The sequence below is a fragment of the Polyangium sp. 15x6 genome, assembly GCF_029960785.1.
Lineage (GTDB): Bacteria > Myxococcota_A > Polyangia > Polyangiales > Polyangiaceae > Polyangium.
This window is the reverse complement of the sequence record NZ_JASBQE010000034.1, coordinates 1-15,069: the sequence shown is the minus strand read 5'-3', so window position 1 is coordinate 15,069 and position 15,069 is coordinate 1. Positions and strand designations below refer to the sequence as shown.

The window sequence follows — 15,069 nt, the reverse complement described above, 5'->3', positions numbered from 1 at the left end:
AAGGAAAGATGAAAGGCGCCGGTTCAGCCGAGGGCGGGCTTCGAGGAAAGCCGCGGGCGGCTGCCCGGGATCACGAGGGGGAGCCAGCACTGTATGACGGGCGCGCCGTCGGGGGTGTCCTCCACCTTCACGGAGCCGCCGTGCAGCTCCATGATCGACTGCGCGAGGCTCAAGCCGAGGGTGAGGCCACGGCCACGCGAGGTGGCGCGGCGGGCGAAGAGGGCTTCGAGCTCGGCGCGCGTGGTGTTGCGGCTGCCGAGCTCGACGTCGATCCGCACGGCCTGGCCCGGTTCGGCAGGACGGAGGGCGCGCACACGAACCGCGCGAGACGCCGCGTCGGCCGCGGACGTGCGGATCGCGTGGGCCACGACGACCGCGATCGCGCGCGCGACGTAGGCGGGATCCACGGGGACCGTCGGCAGCCCCTCCGCGACCTCGAGGACGACGTCGTTCTGCGTGTCGACCGCGAGCTCGCGCGCCTTGCGCACGGCCTCCGTCGCGAGGAGCGCGACCTCGGTCGCGCGCGGCATGAGCGTGAGCTGCCCGGCCTCGACGCGCGCGGTGTCCAGGATCGACTCGATGAGGCCGAGCAGCTCGCGGCCGCGGTTCGTGATGAGCGCCAGGCTCTCGCGCTGGCTCACGGTGAGCTCCTCGCGGCCGACGAGATCCGCGAAGCCGAGGATCGCGTTGAGCGGGCTCTTCAGGTCATGGCTCACGCTCGCGAAGAGCAGGCCTCGCATGCGTTGCGCGGCCTCCTGCGCTTCGAGCGCGCGCTCCTGCGCGCCCGCGAAGATCCGAAACCGCTCGGCCAGCACCTCGATCGCCCGGCCGAGCCGCGCGACGAGCTCGAAGCGCGCAGGCCGCGCGATCTGCGTCACGCCGCGCAGCACGCTCTCCGTGCCGAGCAAGCGCACGCGGTGCGTGGCGAGCTTGAGGTCCGCCGCGAGGGCCCGGCCGATGAGCACACCGAGCAGCGCCGCGACGAGGACGAACGCGAGGGCGATCCCCACGCCCTCGGTCGTCACGGCGGGATCGAGCTCGGCCGTGAAGCGTACGTCGGCCTGGCCGTCCTCGAGCGGCATGCTGAGCACGAGCTCGCCGTCGACCTCGCGCCGGAAGGTGGGATCACCGTCGCGCCGCGGGCCCGTGATCCGCGCGAGGAATCCGTGCTCCGCGGCCGCGGCCACGGCGTCCTCACGCGCGTTCTTGTTCCCCTGCCCCGGCCCTGGATCGAGCGCGATCTTCGCGAGGAGCAGCGCCGTGTTCCTCCGGCTCTGCTCGGTGAGCGTGCGCATGTGCGCGTGCGTCGTGAGCACCGCGCCCACGCCGACGAGCGCGACGGGCGCGACGACCGCGAGCAAGAACTTCTGCAAGAGCCTGCGTCGCGGAATCTGGTGCAGCTCCTGCGACTCGAGCAGCGTCGTGATGGGCTCGATCGGGACGAGCTCGAGCAGGCGCACCGTGGCGGCGCGGATGAACACGTACTGGATGAGCGACGCGGCGCCGACGATGGTGATCGTGAGACAGAGCAGGCTGATGGCGCGGCCCTGATCGAGTTTGTCCGGGCGGACGCCTGGCGCGAGGCCGATGAGGGAGACGACCGCGCCGACGACGAAGGTCCGCATCGTGATCGCGCTCGGCAGCGCGGCGAGCTCGCCGAAGTCCTGCGCGCGTACGGTCGCGGTGCCGCCCGAGAGCACGTGGAGGAGCGCGCGATGCTTGCGAACCCGGAGCAGCGTCACGAGCAGGCACAGACCGAACGCGACGACCGCGAGCGCGGCGCCGATGACGAGGATGTTCTTCGTCATCGTCCAGTCGAGCACGATGAGGTTCGGCGCGAGCAGCGCGATCGCGAAGAAGCCCCCGAGGCCCGTGAGGAGCTGGCGGCCCAGGATGTTGCGCGTGAAGGTGCGGGCGACGTTGGTCATCGATCGCCCTCCTTGCGCGGGAGCGGCATCGGCGGCGGCGTCATCGAGTCGAGCAGGCGCGCGGGGCGCGGCGGCGGATCCGAGGACAGGTCGATCACGCGCGAGTCGCTCGGCGACTCCACGAGCGTGCCCGGATCCGCGAGGTACGGCAGCGTCGCGGTGAACGTCGAACCCCGCCCCATCTCGCTGCTCACATCGATCGTGCCGCCGTGCATGTGCACGAGCCGCTTGGTGATCGCGAGGCCGAGCCCCGTGCCTCGGCGGCGTGACTGCGCGTCGCCGAGCTGCCGGTACTCCTCGAAGATGGCCGCCGTCTGCTCGCGCGGAATGCCCGGTCCCGTGTCGCGCACGACGATCGCGACGAACGATCCGCGCGCCTCGATCTTCACCGTCACGGAGCCACGGGCCGTGAACTTCACCGCGTTCGAAACGAGGTTCGTGATGATCTGCCGAACACGCCGTTTGTCCGCGTACGCGTAGAGCCGACTCTCGCCCGTTACTTCGAGCCCCAACGGTTTGCCCTTGATGGTCGCGGTCGCCTCGCGCACGACCTGCTCGGCGATCTGACGGACGTCCACGGGGCCACGCGAGAGCTGCAGCGTGCCCGTCTCCAGCGCGGAGAGCTCGAGGATGTCGTCGATGAGCTGCCGCAGGTGCTCGCCGCTCGTCCGGATCACGGCCAGCGACTCGCGCGCCTCGTCGCTGAGCGGGCCGTCGACCTCGCTCTCGAGCACGTGCGCGAAGCCGAGGATCGCGTTCAGCGGCGTGCGCAGCTCGTGGCTGAGGCCCGCGAGGAACGCCGAGCGTTCCTTGTCCATCTCCGAGGCCTGGAGCAGATCCGCGCGGTAGCTGCGCTCGGCAGCCGCGAAGCGCGTGACGAGCAGGTTGAACGCGGCCGTCAGCACGCCGACTTGATCGAGCGAGCGGATCGGGATCGGCTCGCCCGTCGGCGCCGCGTCGGGCCGCGCCATGTCGACGATGCGCTCACGCACGTAGTCGACGTCGTCGCTCAGCTGCTTGGTAAAGGCGATCGCGACGGAGACGGCCACGCCGAGCAGAAGCACGGTCAGCGCCGCGACTGCGTTCACCAGCGGCACGTAGCCCGGCGGCGGGCTCGGCGCCGAGACGAACGCGAGCACCGAGATCCCGTCGAGCGGCGGATCCAGCGGACGCGCCGCGAACCGCACGCGGCCGAGCGCCGTGCGCGTCTCGCCGCTGCCCGTCGCGAGCAGCCGCTGCACCTCGGCCTTGTTCGGCGGGCCGAAGCTCTCGTCCACGAGGATCTGCCCGCCCTGCTCGACGAGCAGAAGCTCCGTGCCGCTGCGCCTCGCCGCGCGCCCCACGATCTCGTGTCGCTCCTCCACCGTCGCGACGCGCATCCGCGCCGCGAGCGTCCCCGCGATCGCCGCGGCGCGCAGCGAGGAGGCGTCGTCGCTGATCCGCCGTAGCTGTGCGATCCCGAGCAGCGCGATGGCGAACGCCGTCGCGGTGCCGATCACCAGCACCAACACCGGCGCTACCGGCAAGAGCGGGAGGCTGCCGCGGAACAGTCGAAACGGGATGCGCCGCACGTTCGTCTCCCCCGCGGAGGAGCATCGTCCGCCCGCGTACGGCCTTCAAGGGGAAGGCTCAGGTCGGGCGCGGATCGGTCGCGAGGAGCGCGAAGACCGCGTGATCGAGCCAGCGGTTCTCACACCACTCGGCTTGCCGCGCGATGCCCTCGAAGCGGAAACCGAGCCGCCCGATCACCCGGAGCGAGGCGTGGTTGTCCGTCGCGGCCGCGACACGCACGCGATGCGCGCCCATGTACCGGAACGCGAACTCCACCGCCGCGCGCGCCGCCTCCGTCATCAGCCCGCGACGCATGCTCTCCTTGCGCAGCCAATACCCGAGCTCGCACGAGCGATGCATGTGCACGCACGACTCGAGCCCCACCACGCCCGCGAACGTGCGCCCCGCGCGCTCCCGGATCGCGAAGCGCACCGCGCGCCCTTGATCCCAGTCGGCCACGCACGCCTCGGTGAAACGCACGCTCGACGCGGGCTCCGTGTAGTACTGCACCCACGGCAGCCACTTCGACAGCATCGGCCGCGAGCCGTTCACCGCGAGCCACACCTCGGGCGAGTCCGAAGGATCGACGGGCGCGAGCAAGAGGCGCGGCGTCTCGATGGGCTGGGCACGAAGGTCGGCGCGCGGCGGGATGACCAGCATGCGCGTCACTTGCAGACGAAGCGCGCCGCGTAGGGCTCGAGGACACCCGCCTCGAAGTCGAGCCACGCGATGAACCACTCGCCTGGCGCCTTGCCGGCGATGATCGCGGGGCTCGGCTGCGCGCCGCTCACGCGGGCGATCTTCGTGGAAGGACCGACGCCGTCGCGGCTGATCGGCGCCGTCATCACGCCGCCCTTCTCGAACCACACGATGCGCGCGTTGCCCGAGCCGTCCACGCCGACCGACGGATGACCGCCGAGCTTGCTGAAGCGTTTGTCCCGCCAGAGCGGCTCCGCGTTCGCCGCGTCGAGGTACGCCGCCGACACGCCCGAGTTGCTCTCGCCGTCCCACACGAGGAAGCACGCGTCCTTGCTGCACGCGATCCCCGTCATGTCGGCCTTCGACTTGTCCGTGTTCACCACGATCGTGTTGCCGATCCACCGATCGTTGCGGTCGCCCTTCTTGCGCGGCTCGATGCCCTTGCCCACGTCGGCGAGCGGCAGGCGCATGTGATACGCGACCTGGTTCGGCGTGCGCTCGAGCCGGAACGACACGTGCGCGGCGTCGCCCGCGATGCCGACCATTGGCGAGCGCACGCGCGGCTTTTGCGGCCCCGCGGGCACGAAGTCCGTCGCGCGCGTGACCTCGCCTTGGGGTTCGAGCTTCGACGAGAGGCGCCGCAGGAAGAGCTCTTCGTTGCCCGTATCGGCCTCGGCCGACCAGGCCACGAGAAACGTCCCGTCCGGCGCGCGATGCATCGACGTACCCGAGCTCGGCCCGCGCAGCGGCGCGATGTTCACCATCGGCCCGCCGATCCGGCCGTCGGGATCGAGCAAGCGCGCGTGCACGCCCGCCTCCGTCCCGTGCCCGTCCGCGTAGAGCAGCACGAGCTCTTCGTCGAACGACATCACCACCGGCCGCGTCACCGCGCCGCCCTCCGGCGTCACGTCGATCGGATCCGAGAGCGGCCGCAGCGCTTCATCGAGCGCGACCGCGAACGCGTGCTCCGGCCCCTCGTGCGTGTCGGTCCAGACCATGATCGGCCCGCGCGAACCGAGCGCGATCCATGGACGCCCCGCGCCCACGCGACGCGGCTGGGATGATCCGAGATCGTACGATCGCGGGCGCGCGAGGCCCGTGAGCGAGCACGGCGACTTCGCCGCGTCGCCCGAGATCGCCACCTGCACGTGCTCGAGCATCGTGCGCGGCACGCCGTGGCCGCCCTTGTCGAACGCGTCCTTCAGGAGCTTCAGCGCGCCCTTGTGATCACCCTTCGCGAGCGTCGTTTGCGCCTCCGCGACGAGCGGCCTCCACGGCAGCGTCGACGGGGACGTCGCGGGCTCCGTCGACGACGCCGGGCGCACGCTCGACGACGAAGCCGGTTGCGGCGCCGCGACGCTCGCGCTCCCGTTCGGCGAAGACGACGACGCGGTCCCCACTTCGCCGCCCTTCGTGCTCGGACCGAACTTCGACCAGGCCGCGTATCCGCCGCCCACGAGCGCGACCAGCACCACGGCCGTCACGATGCCGAGCGCCGCCGTCTTCGGCTTCGGAGGCACCTGCGACAAACCCGGGCCGAGCGGCTCCAGCGTGCCCGGCGGCGCTTCGAACGTCGACTTCGTGTGACGCGGCGAGCCGCTCTCCGGCGGCGGACCTACGCGCACGGACCCGGGTGGCATCGACGCGAACGGGTTCGGCATCGTCGACGACGGCGGCGACATCGACACCCTCGGCAGATCGCTCCCTGTCGCCGTCAGACCCGACTTCGAGGGCGGCGGCGCGGGCACGGTCCTGCCCATCGAGTTGAGCTGATCGGCGGGGAAGAGCCCGGAGAACTCGGGCCGCGTCGTCTCGAACGCCGCCGAGAGCTCCTCGGCGAACTCGCGCGCGGTCTGGAAGCGATGATCGATCTTCCGATCGAGCGCCTTGTCGAACCACGCCTTGAACGTCGCCGGCAGGTCGGGCCGGTAGACGAGCGGATCGGGCGGCTGCGCGCTCGCGATCTGCGCGAACGTCATCGCCACGCCTTGCTCCGTCTGCCACACGGTTCGTCCCGTGAAGCACTCGTAGACGATGCACGCGAGCGCCCAGAGATCGGCGCGATGATCCACGGCGCCCTGCCCGCGGACCTGCTCGGGGCTCATGTACGCGGGGGTCCCGAACACCGCGCCTTCGCGCGTGAGCCGCGCTTGTTGCGCCCCGCCCGTTCCTTCGAGCGGCGTGTAGAACTTGGCGAGCCCGAAATCGAGGATCTTCGCGAGGAGCTGCCCGTCCTCGTCCTTGCCGAGGAAGATGTTCTCGGGCTTGAGATCGCGGTGGACGATGTTCGCGGCGTGCGCCTTCGTGAGGCCGCGACAGACCTGCGTGACGATCGCGAGCGTCGTCGGCACGTCGAAGTAGCGGACCTTCGTCATCCGCTCGTAGAGCGACTCGCCTTCGAGCAGCTCGAGCACGAGGAACGGCGGACCGTTCTCGAGGCGGCCCGAGTCGTACACATCGCAGATGTACGGGCTGCGGATCGCGGCGGCGGCGCGCGCTTCGCGGAAGAAGCGCTCGACCACCACCATCGAGGTCGTCAGCTCCTGCGCGAGGACCTTGATCGCGATCCGCTTGCCGATGTCGATGTTCTCGGCCTCGTAGACGGCCGCCATCCCACCACGGCCGATCTCGCGGGTGATCTTGTACTTCCCCGACAGGATGGTACCTACCGGTAGCTTCGTCGAGGTCGGTGAGGCCATCAGGTCATCGGCGACGAACGGAAAAGGGCGAACTCGCCCGCGAGGGTAGGCGAGGTGGAACCCGCCGACAACTCTACGACGTAGGCGGATGCCGATTGCCTTCGGAATGCCCGGAAGAGCGGGCCTCGGGCGAACGCCGTCCCGTGGGCTCTTGCACTCCGAAGCTGGATGTTGGCGACGAAGGTCACCAAATTTCCGTCCTCCATGCGGGAGGCTCGGAAATTCTCGCCGCCCGCGTGGCCTGAAACATTCCTGAAACCGAGGGGGCCGTAGACCACGTCCGGCCCCCCGAGCGAGAGGTCCGAGAGATGAAGAAGGTCGAGGCGATCATCAAGCCGTTCAAGCTCGACGAGGTCAAGGATGCCCTCGCGGAGGTCGGCATCCAGGGCATGACCGTGACCGAGGTGAAGGGCTTCGGTCGCACCGGCGGCAAGAAAGAGGTCTACCGCGGCTCGGCGTACGTCGTCGACTTCGTCCCCAAGGTGAAGCTCGACATCGTCGTCCCGGACCACATGGTCCAGAGCGTCATCGACGCCATCGAGAAGAGCGCGAAGACCGGTCGCATCGGCGATGGAAAGATCTTCGTCGTCCCGGTCGACGAAGCCGTCCGCATCCGCACCGGGGAGCGCGGCGAGGACGCGATCTGACGGAGAACAAATCATGAAGCCGAAAGACGTCATTCAATTCGCGAAGGATCACGACTGCAAGTTCGTCGACCTCAAGTTCATCGACCTGCCGGGCATCTGGCAGCACACGACGATCCCTGCGAGTCGGCTGAACGAGGACATGTTCGAGGAGGGCATCGGCTTCGACGGCTCCTCCGTGCGCGGCTGGCAGCCCATCAACGCGTCGGACATGTCGATGACGCCCGATCCGACGACGGCGAAGATCGACCCGTTCCACGCGCAGAAGACGCTCTCGCTCATCTGCAAGATCTCCGATCCGGTCACGGGCCAGCCCTACGGCCGCGACCCGCGGTACATCGCGCAGAAGGCGGAGAACCACGTCCGCGCGACGGGCATCGCCGACACGACGTTCTTCGGCCCCGAGGCGGAGTTCTTCGTCTTCGACTCGGTCCGTTACGATAACTCCCCGCGCGGCGCCTTCTACGAGATCGACTCGGACGAGGCCGTGTGGAACACGGGCAAGGCGGGCCCGAACCTCGGGCACAAGATCCGCCACAAGGAAGGTTATTTCCCGGTCTCGCCCACGGACTCGCTCGGCGACGTGCGCGGCGACATGATGACCACGCTCATCGAGAGCGGCGTCTCCGTCGAGGTCGGCCACCACGAGGTCGCGAGCGCGGGCCAGTGCGAGATCGGCGTGCGCTTCGACAAGCTCACGGCGATGGCCGACACGCTCATGTGGTTCAAGTACGTCGTGAAGAACGTGGCCAAGCGCCACAACAAGACCGTGACGTTCATGCCGAAGCCCCTCTTCGGCGACAACGGCAGCGGCATGCACTGCCATCAGTCGCTCTGGAAGGACGGCAAGCCCCTCTTCGCGGGCGACGGCTACGCGGGCCTGTCGGACATCGGCCTCTGGTACATCGGCGGCATCTTGAAGCACGCGAAGGCGCTCGCGGCCCTCACGAACCCGACGACGAACAGCTATCGCCGGCTCGTCCCCGGCTACGAGGCGCCCGTGAACCTCGCGTACTCGAGCCGCAACCGCTCGGCCGCGATCCGCATCCCGGTCGCTGCCGGCAACTCGCCGAAGGGCCGTCGCATCGAGGTCCGCTTCCCGGACGCCTCGTGCAACCCCTATCTCGCGTTCGCCGCGATGATGATGGCGGGCCTCGACGGCATCCAGAACCGCATCGATCCCGGCGATCCGCTCGACAAGGACATCTACGCGCTCTCGCCCGAGGAGCTCAAGGAGGTGCCGAAGTGCCCTGGCTCGCTCGACGAGGCGCTCACGGCGCTCGAGCGCGACCACGAGTTCTTGCTCCGGGGCGACGTCTTCACGCGGGACATCATCCACACGTGGATCGAGTACAAGCGCGAGCGCGAGCTCGATGCTGTGCGCCTGCGCCCCGTCCCCTACGAGTTCTTCCTCTACTACGACACTTGATCCGTAGGACGGGAACGCCCGCCGCGCGTCTCTCGGCTACGCCGGCGGGCCGAGCTTTGGTATCCTCCCCAGCCGGTTGAACCCTGGCGATCTCATCCAGTCACGGTACCGCCTCGTCCGGATGCTCGGATCCGGCGCGAGCGGCACCGTTTGGGCTGCAAAGAACGAGCTCATCGACCGCGAGGTCGCGCTCAAAATCCTGCACCCCGACGTCGCGGCCGACGCCGTGTCGTTGCAGCGCTTCTTCAACGAGGCGAAGGCGAGCGGCCGCGTGCGGAGCCCGAGCATCGTCGAGATCCTCGACCTCGGGCAGGCGGAGGACGGCTCGCCCTTCCTCGTCTTCGAGCTCCTCCATGGCGAGGGGCTCGACGCGTGGATCGCGCGCGAGCGCATGCTCGACCCGGCGATGCTCACCGATCTCTTCGTCGGCGTGGTCCGCGCGCTCGACAGCGCGCACCAGCAGGGGATCATCCACCGCGACCTCAAGCCCGCGAACCTCTACGCGCACCGCGCGCAGACCGGCGAGCTCGTGCTGAAGATCCTCGACTTCGGCATCAGCAAGATGCTCGAAGGCAACCCCGAGCATCTCACGCTCACGCGCACGGGCACCGTCGTCGGATCGCCCGCGTACATGAGCCCCGAGCAGGCCGCGGGCCGCGACGACATCGACGGCCGCGCCGACGTCTGGTCGCTCGGCGTGGTCATGCACGAGGCGCTCACGGCGACGCTCCCGCACGAGGCGGCGAACTACAACGCGCTCATGGTCCGCATCATGACGCGCGACGCCGACCCCGTGGCCTCGCGCAGGCCGGACCTACCGCCCGCGCTCGCCTCGCTCGTCGACGACTGCCTGCGCCGCGATCGGGATCGCCGTCCGACGGCCGGCGTGCTCGCGGCGCGCCTCGAAGCGGCGCTGCACGAGATGCAGCCGATGCGTTACGGCGCGCAGGGGAGCGCCCACGGCGGCATGCGCCTGCCGAGCGTGCCGCAGAGCATGCCGCGCCCGAACATGCCCTCGGCGCCCAATCCGCATGCGGCGCCCGCGCCGATGGATCCGATGGTCGCGCCGAACGCGGCGTCGAGCGGGAGCGGCGTGCTGATCCTCGCCGCAGGCATCGGCATCGCGCTCGGGATGATCGCGCTGTTCGTGCTCAGTCGGTTCCTGTTGCACTGAGGGTGGACGAAGGAAGGTTGACGCCGGCGACAAACCCTGCGCTCCCTTCCTCCTCGTACATGTTGGCGTTCACGTGGAATCTGCGGGGTCAGAGGGAGGCACTCCGACTCGCCTGTGCGTACCTGGCGGACAAAGGCAGCACGCTGGTCTGCCTCCAGGAGATGCCTGAGCAGGTAACCGAGCAAGAGATCCGGACGTGGACGTGACGCGCTGACTGCGCTCACGATGACGGACCCGCGCGTCGTGATGCTCGTGAGTCGCGATGTCCGCATCAAGACGCCGGCGGCCATCTTCATCCCGGGTGTCCTGCGTGATGCAGCCGAGCGCATGGTGGGCGCCGAGGTCCACGTACCGCACGTCGGAGACCTCCAGATCGTCGGCGTCCACTTCCCCGATAAACGCAATTTGCCTGAGGGACCGCCGCGGGAGCGTGTCGTTGGGACCCTGTCCGACCAGATGAGGTTCTTCTGGAGCGGAGGCCCGCTCATCGTGCTCGGCGACTTCAACGCGCATCCCTTCGACCGCGAGATCGCCCTACGAACCATGCTGTGGGCGACGCGAGACAGGCTCGAACTCGTCGAGGAGCGAGATCCGATCCCCCGGGAAGACGCCGGCATGCCCATCTTTCACCAAGGGCAGACCTACGCGAGCCGAGACGACCTGAAGACCGTGAAGAGTTTTCAGAAGCTGAAGCCTCTGTACAACCCGATGTGGCGCTGGCTCGGCGAGCGACACGCTCATCCGCGCGGGACCTACTACCGCAAGCACGACGACAGCATCGTGACCTGGCAGTGCCTCGATCAGATCCTCGTGAGTCCGGATCTGGCGGAACGTGTGGAGCGCGTGGACATCCTCGATCGGCTCGGCCCCCAGCTGTTGATCGACCCGAAACGGGCCACGATGACCGACATCTATGGTGACCATCTGCCGGTGGAGCTCACGCTGAAGGAAAGGACGGAGGAGGTTCTCCCATGACTGCTCGACAAACTTGGAAGGATCGGATCAAGGCCGTCGCCTCCGCCACCGAGCTCACGGAGCCGAGCCCCCTTGTGCAGACGCTCGAAGATTTTCGCGCGACGCTCGACGAGAGCCCTTGGATCCGGGCTGAGCTGAAGTCCGGCCCGCACCCCCGCATGCGTCGACTCGTCGTTTATCCCAAGTATCGGCGCGACATCAGCGCCACGATGCTGAACTTCTGGGTGGATCGAGACGCGGTGCGTGTCGTGGGCGCCGAGGTGGATGCGTTCACGGACGAGGAGACGCTCGGGGGATATCTCGCGGACTTCGCCGAGAAATCTGCCTTCCCGAGCACGGTGCTCGAGTTTCGCAGGATCCAAGACGAACCCGTGCACGGCACGTTGCGCGTGAGGGGCCTCTTCGACAACGACCCCGCCGACGTGCCCGTCCTCGTGGAAGCGAAGGAGCACAACGAGATGGCGAAACGGGTGCTCGACAACGAGACCGACACGGCGTTCGGGCTCCGCGCGGAGATCGAGGAGCATCCGAGCAGGGCCAAATTCGATCCGGCGACCCGCTATCTTTTCCTCGAGTCGGGCGGGTTCGGTCTGCGACTCGCTCCGGGCGCCGTTCGCGAATTTGGGAAAATCCTCCATCTCCACGGCGACCCCGTGCCACTCGAAGCGCTCCAGACCTGATGCTCCACGGCGACCCCTGCTCGCCCGCAACCCTTCCCTCCCCACCTCCCTGACCCTCCCGCAACGCCCCACCGCCCGCCTCCCCGCCTCCCTGACCCTCCTGCAACACTCCATCCTCCTCCTCCGCACCGCCTTGACGCGCCCTCCTCGCTTTCGTTAGCGTCCTTCCCGCCTCCTCGTACGTCCCCCAACCTTTCCGGAGCCTCCTCCCCATGCGCCTGCCCAACGAGACAGCTTCCTCCTGGGTTCACCTCACCTTTGCGTCCTTCTCGTGGTCTTCCATCTGCGCTTGGGCGGAGTTTCCGGACCTCAAGCACGCCGACCGGGTCGAGCTCGAGAAGCTCGCCGCGTCCCTCAAGACCCACATCGACTCCCTCCTCAAGGAGGCGCGCGACACGCAGGAGGTCCAGCTCTTCGGCCGCCCCTCCGCGCAGGCCAAGCAGAACGCGACGCTCGTCTTGCTCAAGCGCAGGGTCGACGAGGCGCTCGCGCTCGTCACCATCCGCCTCGGCGGCGGCTCGAAGAAGCACCCGGCCGTCCTCTCCTTCCTGCCGGGCCTGCTCACGGGTTTTACGCGCGCGCCGATCGACGAGCGTCCCAAGCGCGCGAACGAGGCGGCCGGGCGCCTCGAAGCCGGCGAAGACTTCGGCGAGCGCGCGGGCCTCGTGGGCAAGCTGAAGGACGCCGCCGAGCGCGCGCAGAAGGCGATCGACGCGAACGACGGCGCGCAGATGGGCTGGTCGAAGGAGCGCTCCGAGGAGCTCGTCGCGAAGGGCCGACTCAGGCTGGAGCTCGAGCGCGTGCACCGATCGCTCGGCGCGCTCTTCCCGGGGCAACGGGACTTCGTGGAGTCGTTCTTCCTGAGGGGCGAGAAGCCGAGCGAAGGCACGACCGAGGACGAGGCGACCGGGACGAACGAGGACGCGGAGGCGTGATCTCACCGCATTCCTAGAGGAGCTCCGGTCGAAGGTGCAGCCTCTCTTCCTGCACGATCCGCGTCCCCCTCCTTCCACCGCATGCACGCCTTGAGGCCGTGCTTCAGGTTGCGGAGCGTCACCAGTTTGCCGAACGAAACCCCGAGCTCGACCAGCGTCTGCGCGACGGACGGCCGCACGCCGCTCAGCACGCAGCGTGTCCCGAGCAGCTCCACCGCGCGCACGATCTTGAGCAGGTGATCGGCCGTCGCCGTGTCGAGTATGTCCACGCCCGTCACGTCGAGGATCACGTACCGGCCCTTCATCCGCACCACCGACTCGAGCAGCGTCTCCATCACCTGGGCCGACCGCTTCGAGTCGACGACCCCGATCAGCGGCAGCGCCAGCACGCCGTCCCAGACCTCGAGGATCGGCGTCGACAGCTCGTGCACGGCGATCCGCAGCCGCTCGAGCGTCTCGTTTTTCTCCCGCTCGGCCACGAGCTGCTGCGCCACCTCCCGCTCGTGCCGCTTGCGCTCGGTGATGTCGCGGAAGACCACCACGGCGCCGAGACGCTCCCCTCGATCGTCGTGGATCGTCCGCGCGCTCGTCTCGAGGATCATCCCTTCCGGCTTTTGCGCGCTTCGGACGAGCATCTCCGCGCGATCGACCGGCTCACCGCGCACCGCGCGATGGATCGGAATCTCCTCCCTCGGGTACGGCGTCACGCCGTCCGCGTAGAAGAGCCCGTACTTCTCCTCCCAGTTCTCGGGGGGGACGCCGCCGGCCTCTCTCGACCCCATGATCGACGTCGCGGCCTCGTTCACGTGCGTGATTCGTCCCGCCGTGTCGCACACGACCACCCCGTCGACGATGCTCCGCAGCGTCGCCTCGAAGACCTGCGTACGCGCCGACAGATCCGCGATGAGCTGCTCCATCCGCTGCACGCGCTCGGCCGCGGCGCGCTCGTGCTCCGCGAGCAGCGCTTCGAGCGTCGCCACCCGGGCCCTTAGGACCGCGGTCTCGCCGTCGAGGGTCACGGGGCGCAAGAGACCACCTCCTCCCGACCGCGCCGCGCCTCGCTCGTGGCGGGGTCCTCTTGCGGGGCGAACGACCACGGCAGGATCGCGAGCTTGATCGCGAGCGCGAGCGGCCGGAAGAGCTGCGCCGTCGCGGGCGCCACGTGCACCTTCGAGAACAGGAGCACCGCGAACATCTGCCCGCTCGGCAGGACGCCGCCGCAGCCGACCACCGAGCGGATCCCGTATCGCTCCACGAAGCTCGCCTTGGCCGGCACGTACGGGCTCTCGGCGGCGTGCTCCACGTGGAACACGTCGTACGTCCGCTCCGCGAGCTCCGTGAACCGCGCGGGGCGCAGCACCGAGCTCGTCGCGACCCCGAGCTGCGCGCAGAGCCGCGCGATCATCGGCATGCGGGCGAGCGCCTCCTCGCTCGGAAGCGGGATCGCGAGGTGCCCGGCCGACGCCTTCGGATCGTTCCAGGCCATCTCGTCGCCGGCGCTCGCCAGCAATTGCAGACACGTCGTGTCCGGCGCGAGCGCCTCCGCGCCGGACATCCGCTGCGCGAATTTCCGCGGCTCCGCCGGCAGCGCGTCGAATCGCTCCGTCTCGAAGAATCTCACGAGCGCGCACGAGGGCGCGCCCGTCGCGGGGCGCGCGAGGTTCTCGTAGAGCGCGCGAACGACCCGCCCGGCCGTGTCTTCCATGCTCCGGGCGCCTTCTCCGAGGCCGCGCAGCATTGCGCCGCAGCTGATCATGTCGTCGAGCGAGAACGTCGATAGGTCGTGCATCGAAACCTCCCCCCGGAGTCTCCGCACCCGCCGCGTATCGTTCGTCCGCGTGAATTCGTCTATCGCGCGGACGAAACGCGACATGTCGAGAATGATTCGAACACCAACGGTGAACAACCGGTGAGCCCACCGTTCGTGCCTCCGGCGAGGGCGCGCATGGGCCTGCGTGCTTTCCCGACGGGGGCCCGTGTTTCTCCCGAGCCGCGCCGTTCGTGACGCAAAGCGGGCTCCAAATTCCGCGTTCGGCATGCTTTCATCGCGCCTCGAACGGAGGATTCATGGCGCACGTCCGCGACGCTTTTCTTGCCTGCATGTTCGCCTCGACCGTGGCGCTCGCCGCGTGTGGAGACGAAGGCGCATCCACACCCACGTCGAGCTCGAGCAGCGGCACGGCAGGCGCGGGAGGACAGGGCGCCGCGGGCGGCAACGGGGGCAGCGGCGGCGCCGGGGGACAAGGAGGAAGCGCGGGCGCGGGCGGCGCGGGCGGGCAAGGTGGCGCGGGCGGGCAAGGTGGCGCAGGTGGCGCGGGCGGCGTCGGAGGCGCAGGCGGCAGCGGCGGCGTCGGC

At 69.2% G+C, this 15,069-nt stretch carries 13 protein-coding genes; 7 read left to right on the top strand and 6 right to left on the bottom strand.

Annotated features, from left to right (window positions below; all coding sequences use genetic code 11):
• Nucleotides 1-23: 23 nt before the first annotated feature.
• From QHF83_RS24530 to QHF83_RS24515, 4 genes are read right to left on the bottom strand one after another with little or no spacing between them, the layout of a single operon-like run.
• Complete coding sequence (locus tag QHF83_RS24530; RefSeq protein ID WP_282420349.1) at nucleotides 24-1,928, bottom strand: HAMP domain-containing sensor histidine kinase; 1,905 nt, start codon at nucleotides 1,926-1,928, stop codon at nucleotides 24-26.
• Complete coding sequence (locus QHF83_RS24525; RefSeq protein ID WP_282420348.1) at nucleotides 1,925-3,499, bottom strand: HAMP domain-containing sensor histidine kinase; 1,575 nt, start codon at nucleotides 3,497-3,499, stop codon at nucleotides 1,925-1,927. The genes QHF83_RS24530 and QHF83_RS24525 overlap by 4 nt, the downstream gene beginning before the upstream one ends.
• A 58-nt stretch (nucleotides 3,500-3,557) precedes the next feature.
• Nucleotides 3,558-4,139 carry a GNAT family protein gene (locus QHF83_RS24520; RefSeq protein WP_272418437.1) on the bottom strand — a complete coding sequence of 194 codons (582 nt, stop codon included), beginning with the start codon at nucleotides 4,137-4,139 and terminating at the stop codon, nucleotides 3,558-3,560.
• 5 nt (nucleotides 4,140-4,144) lie between these two features.
• Nucleotides 4,145-6,877, bottom strand: a complete 2,733-nt coding sequence (locus QHF83_RS24515; RefSeq protein WP_282420347.1) for a serine/threonine-protein kinase — start codon at nucleotides 6,875-6,877, stop codon at nucleotides 4,145-4,147.
• Nucleotides 6,878-7,185: 308 nt separating this feature from the next.
• On the opposite strand from QHF83_RS24515, the gene QHF83_RS24510 reads away from it, so the two are divergent.
• The 6 genes from QHF83_RS24510 to QHF83_RS24485 all read left to right on the top strand — a co-directional run bounded on the left by QHF83_RS24510 (nucleotide 7,186) and on the right by QHF83_RS24485 (nucleotide 12,714).
• A complete protein-coding gene (locus QHF83_RS24510) occupies nucleotides 7,186-7,524 on the top strand; it encodes a P-II family nitrogen regulator (protein ID WP_136930265.1) in 339 nt (112 codons plus the stop codon).
• A 13-nt stretch (nucleotides 7,525-7,537) separates the two neighbouring features.
• Nucleotides 7,538-8,950, top strand: a complete 1,413-nt coding sequence (gene glnA / locus QHF83_RS24505) for a type I glutamate--ammonia ligase (protein WP_282420346.1) — start codon at nucleotides 7,538-7,540, stop codon at nucleotides 8,948-8,950.
• A gap of 76 nt (nucleotides 8,951-9,026) precedes the next feature.
• Nucleotides 9,027-10,124, top strand: coding sequence for a serine/threonine-protein kinase (locus QHF83_RS24500; protein ID WP_282420345.1), 1,098 nt, complete (start codon nucleotides 9,027-9,029; stop codon nucleotides 10,122-10,124).
• A gap of 225 nt (nucleotides 10,125-10,349) precedes the next feature.
• A complete protein-coding gene (locus tag QHF83_RS24495) occupies nucleotides 10,350-11,099 on the top strand; it encodes an endonuclease/exonuclease/phosphatase family protein (RefSeq protein WP_282420344.1) in 750 nt (249 codons plus the stop codon).
• Nucleotides 11,096-11,779, top strand: a complete 684-nt coding sequence (locus QHF83_RS24490; protein ID WP_282420343.1) for a hypothetical protein — start codon at nucleotides 11,096-11,098, stop codon at nucleotides 11,777-11,779. The genes QHF83_RS24495 and QHF83_RS24490 overlap by 4 nt, the downstream gene beginning before the upstream one ends.
• A 212-nt stretch (nucleotides 11,780-11,991) precedes the next feature.
• Nucleotides 11,992-12,714 (top strand): hypothetical protein, encoded by a 723-nt coding sequence (locus QHF83_RS24485; protein ID WP_282420342.1) that lies wholly within the window; start codon nucleotides 11,992-11,994, stop codon nucleotides 12,712-12,714.
• 2 nt (nucleotides 12,715-12,716) lie between these two features.
• On the opposite strand, the gene QHF83_RS24480 is transcribed toward QHF83_RS24485, so the two are convergent.
• Entirely contained in the window at nucleotides 12,717-13,733 is a 1,017-nt protein-coding gene (locus QHF83_RS24480) for an STAS domain-containing protein (RefSeq protein ID WP_282420424.1), read from the bottom strand.
• The gene (locus QHF83_RS24475) at nucleotides 13,730-14,503 is read right to left on the bottom strand and encodes a hypothetical protein (RefSeq protein ID WP_282420341.1); all 774 of its coding nucleotides are present in this window, start codon (nucleotides 14,501-14,503) and stop codon (nucleotides 13,730-13,732) included. Before QHF83_RS24475 ends, QHF83_RS24480 begins: the two co-directional genes overlap by 4 nt.
• A 278-nt stretch (nucleotides 14,504-14,781) precedes the next feature.
• On the opposite strand from QHF83_RS24475, the gene QHF83_RS24470 reads away from it, so the two are divergent.
• On the top strand, nucleotides 14,782-15,069 hold a 288-nt coding region (locus tag QHF83_RS24470; RefSeq protein ID WP_282420340.1), incomplete at its 3' end, for a hypothetical protein.

What these genes read in the sequence shown, in the direction of transcription:
- QHF83_RS24490 (WP_282420343.1), top strand. Translation starts at nt 11,096, where the DNA reads ATGACTGCTCGACAAACTTGGAAGGATCGGATCAAGGCCGTCGCCTCC.
- glnA (WP_282420346.1), top strand. Translation starts at nt 7,538, where the DNA reads ATGAAGCCGAAAGACGTCATTCAATTCGCGAAGGATCACGACTGCAAG.
- QHF83_RS24530 (WP_282420349.1), bottom strand. Translation starts at nt 1,928, where the DNA reads ATGACCAACGTCGCCCGCACCTTCACGCGCAACATCCTGGGCCGCCAG.
- QHF83_RS24495 (WP_282420344.1), top strand. Translation starts at nt 10,350, where the DNA reads ATGACGGACCCGCGCGTCGTGATGCTCGTGAGTCGCGATGTCCGCATC.
- QHF83_RS24475 (WP_282420341.1), bottom strand. Translation starts at nt 14,503, where the DNA reads ATGCACGACCTATCGACGTTCTCGCTCGACGACATGATCAGCTGCGGC.
- QHF83_RS24515 (WP_282420347.1), bottom strand. Translation starts at nt 6,877, where the DNA reads ATGGCCTCACCGACCTCGACGAAGCTACCGGTAGGTACCATCCTGTCG.
- QHF83_RS24510 (WP_136930265.1), top strand. Translation starts at nt 7,186, where the DNA reads ATGAAGAAGGTCGAGGCGATCATCAAGCCGTTCAAGCTCGACGAGGTC.
- QHF83_RS24520 (WP_272418437.1), bottom strand. Translation starts at nt 4,139, where the DNA reads ATGCTGGTCATCCCGCCGCGCGCCGACCTTCGTGCCCAGCCCATCGAG.
- QHF83_RS24485 (WP_282420342.1), top strand. Translation starts at nt 11,992, where the DNA reads ATGCGCCTGCCCAACGAGACAGCTTCCTCCTGGGTTCACCTCACCTTT.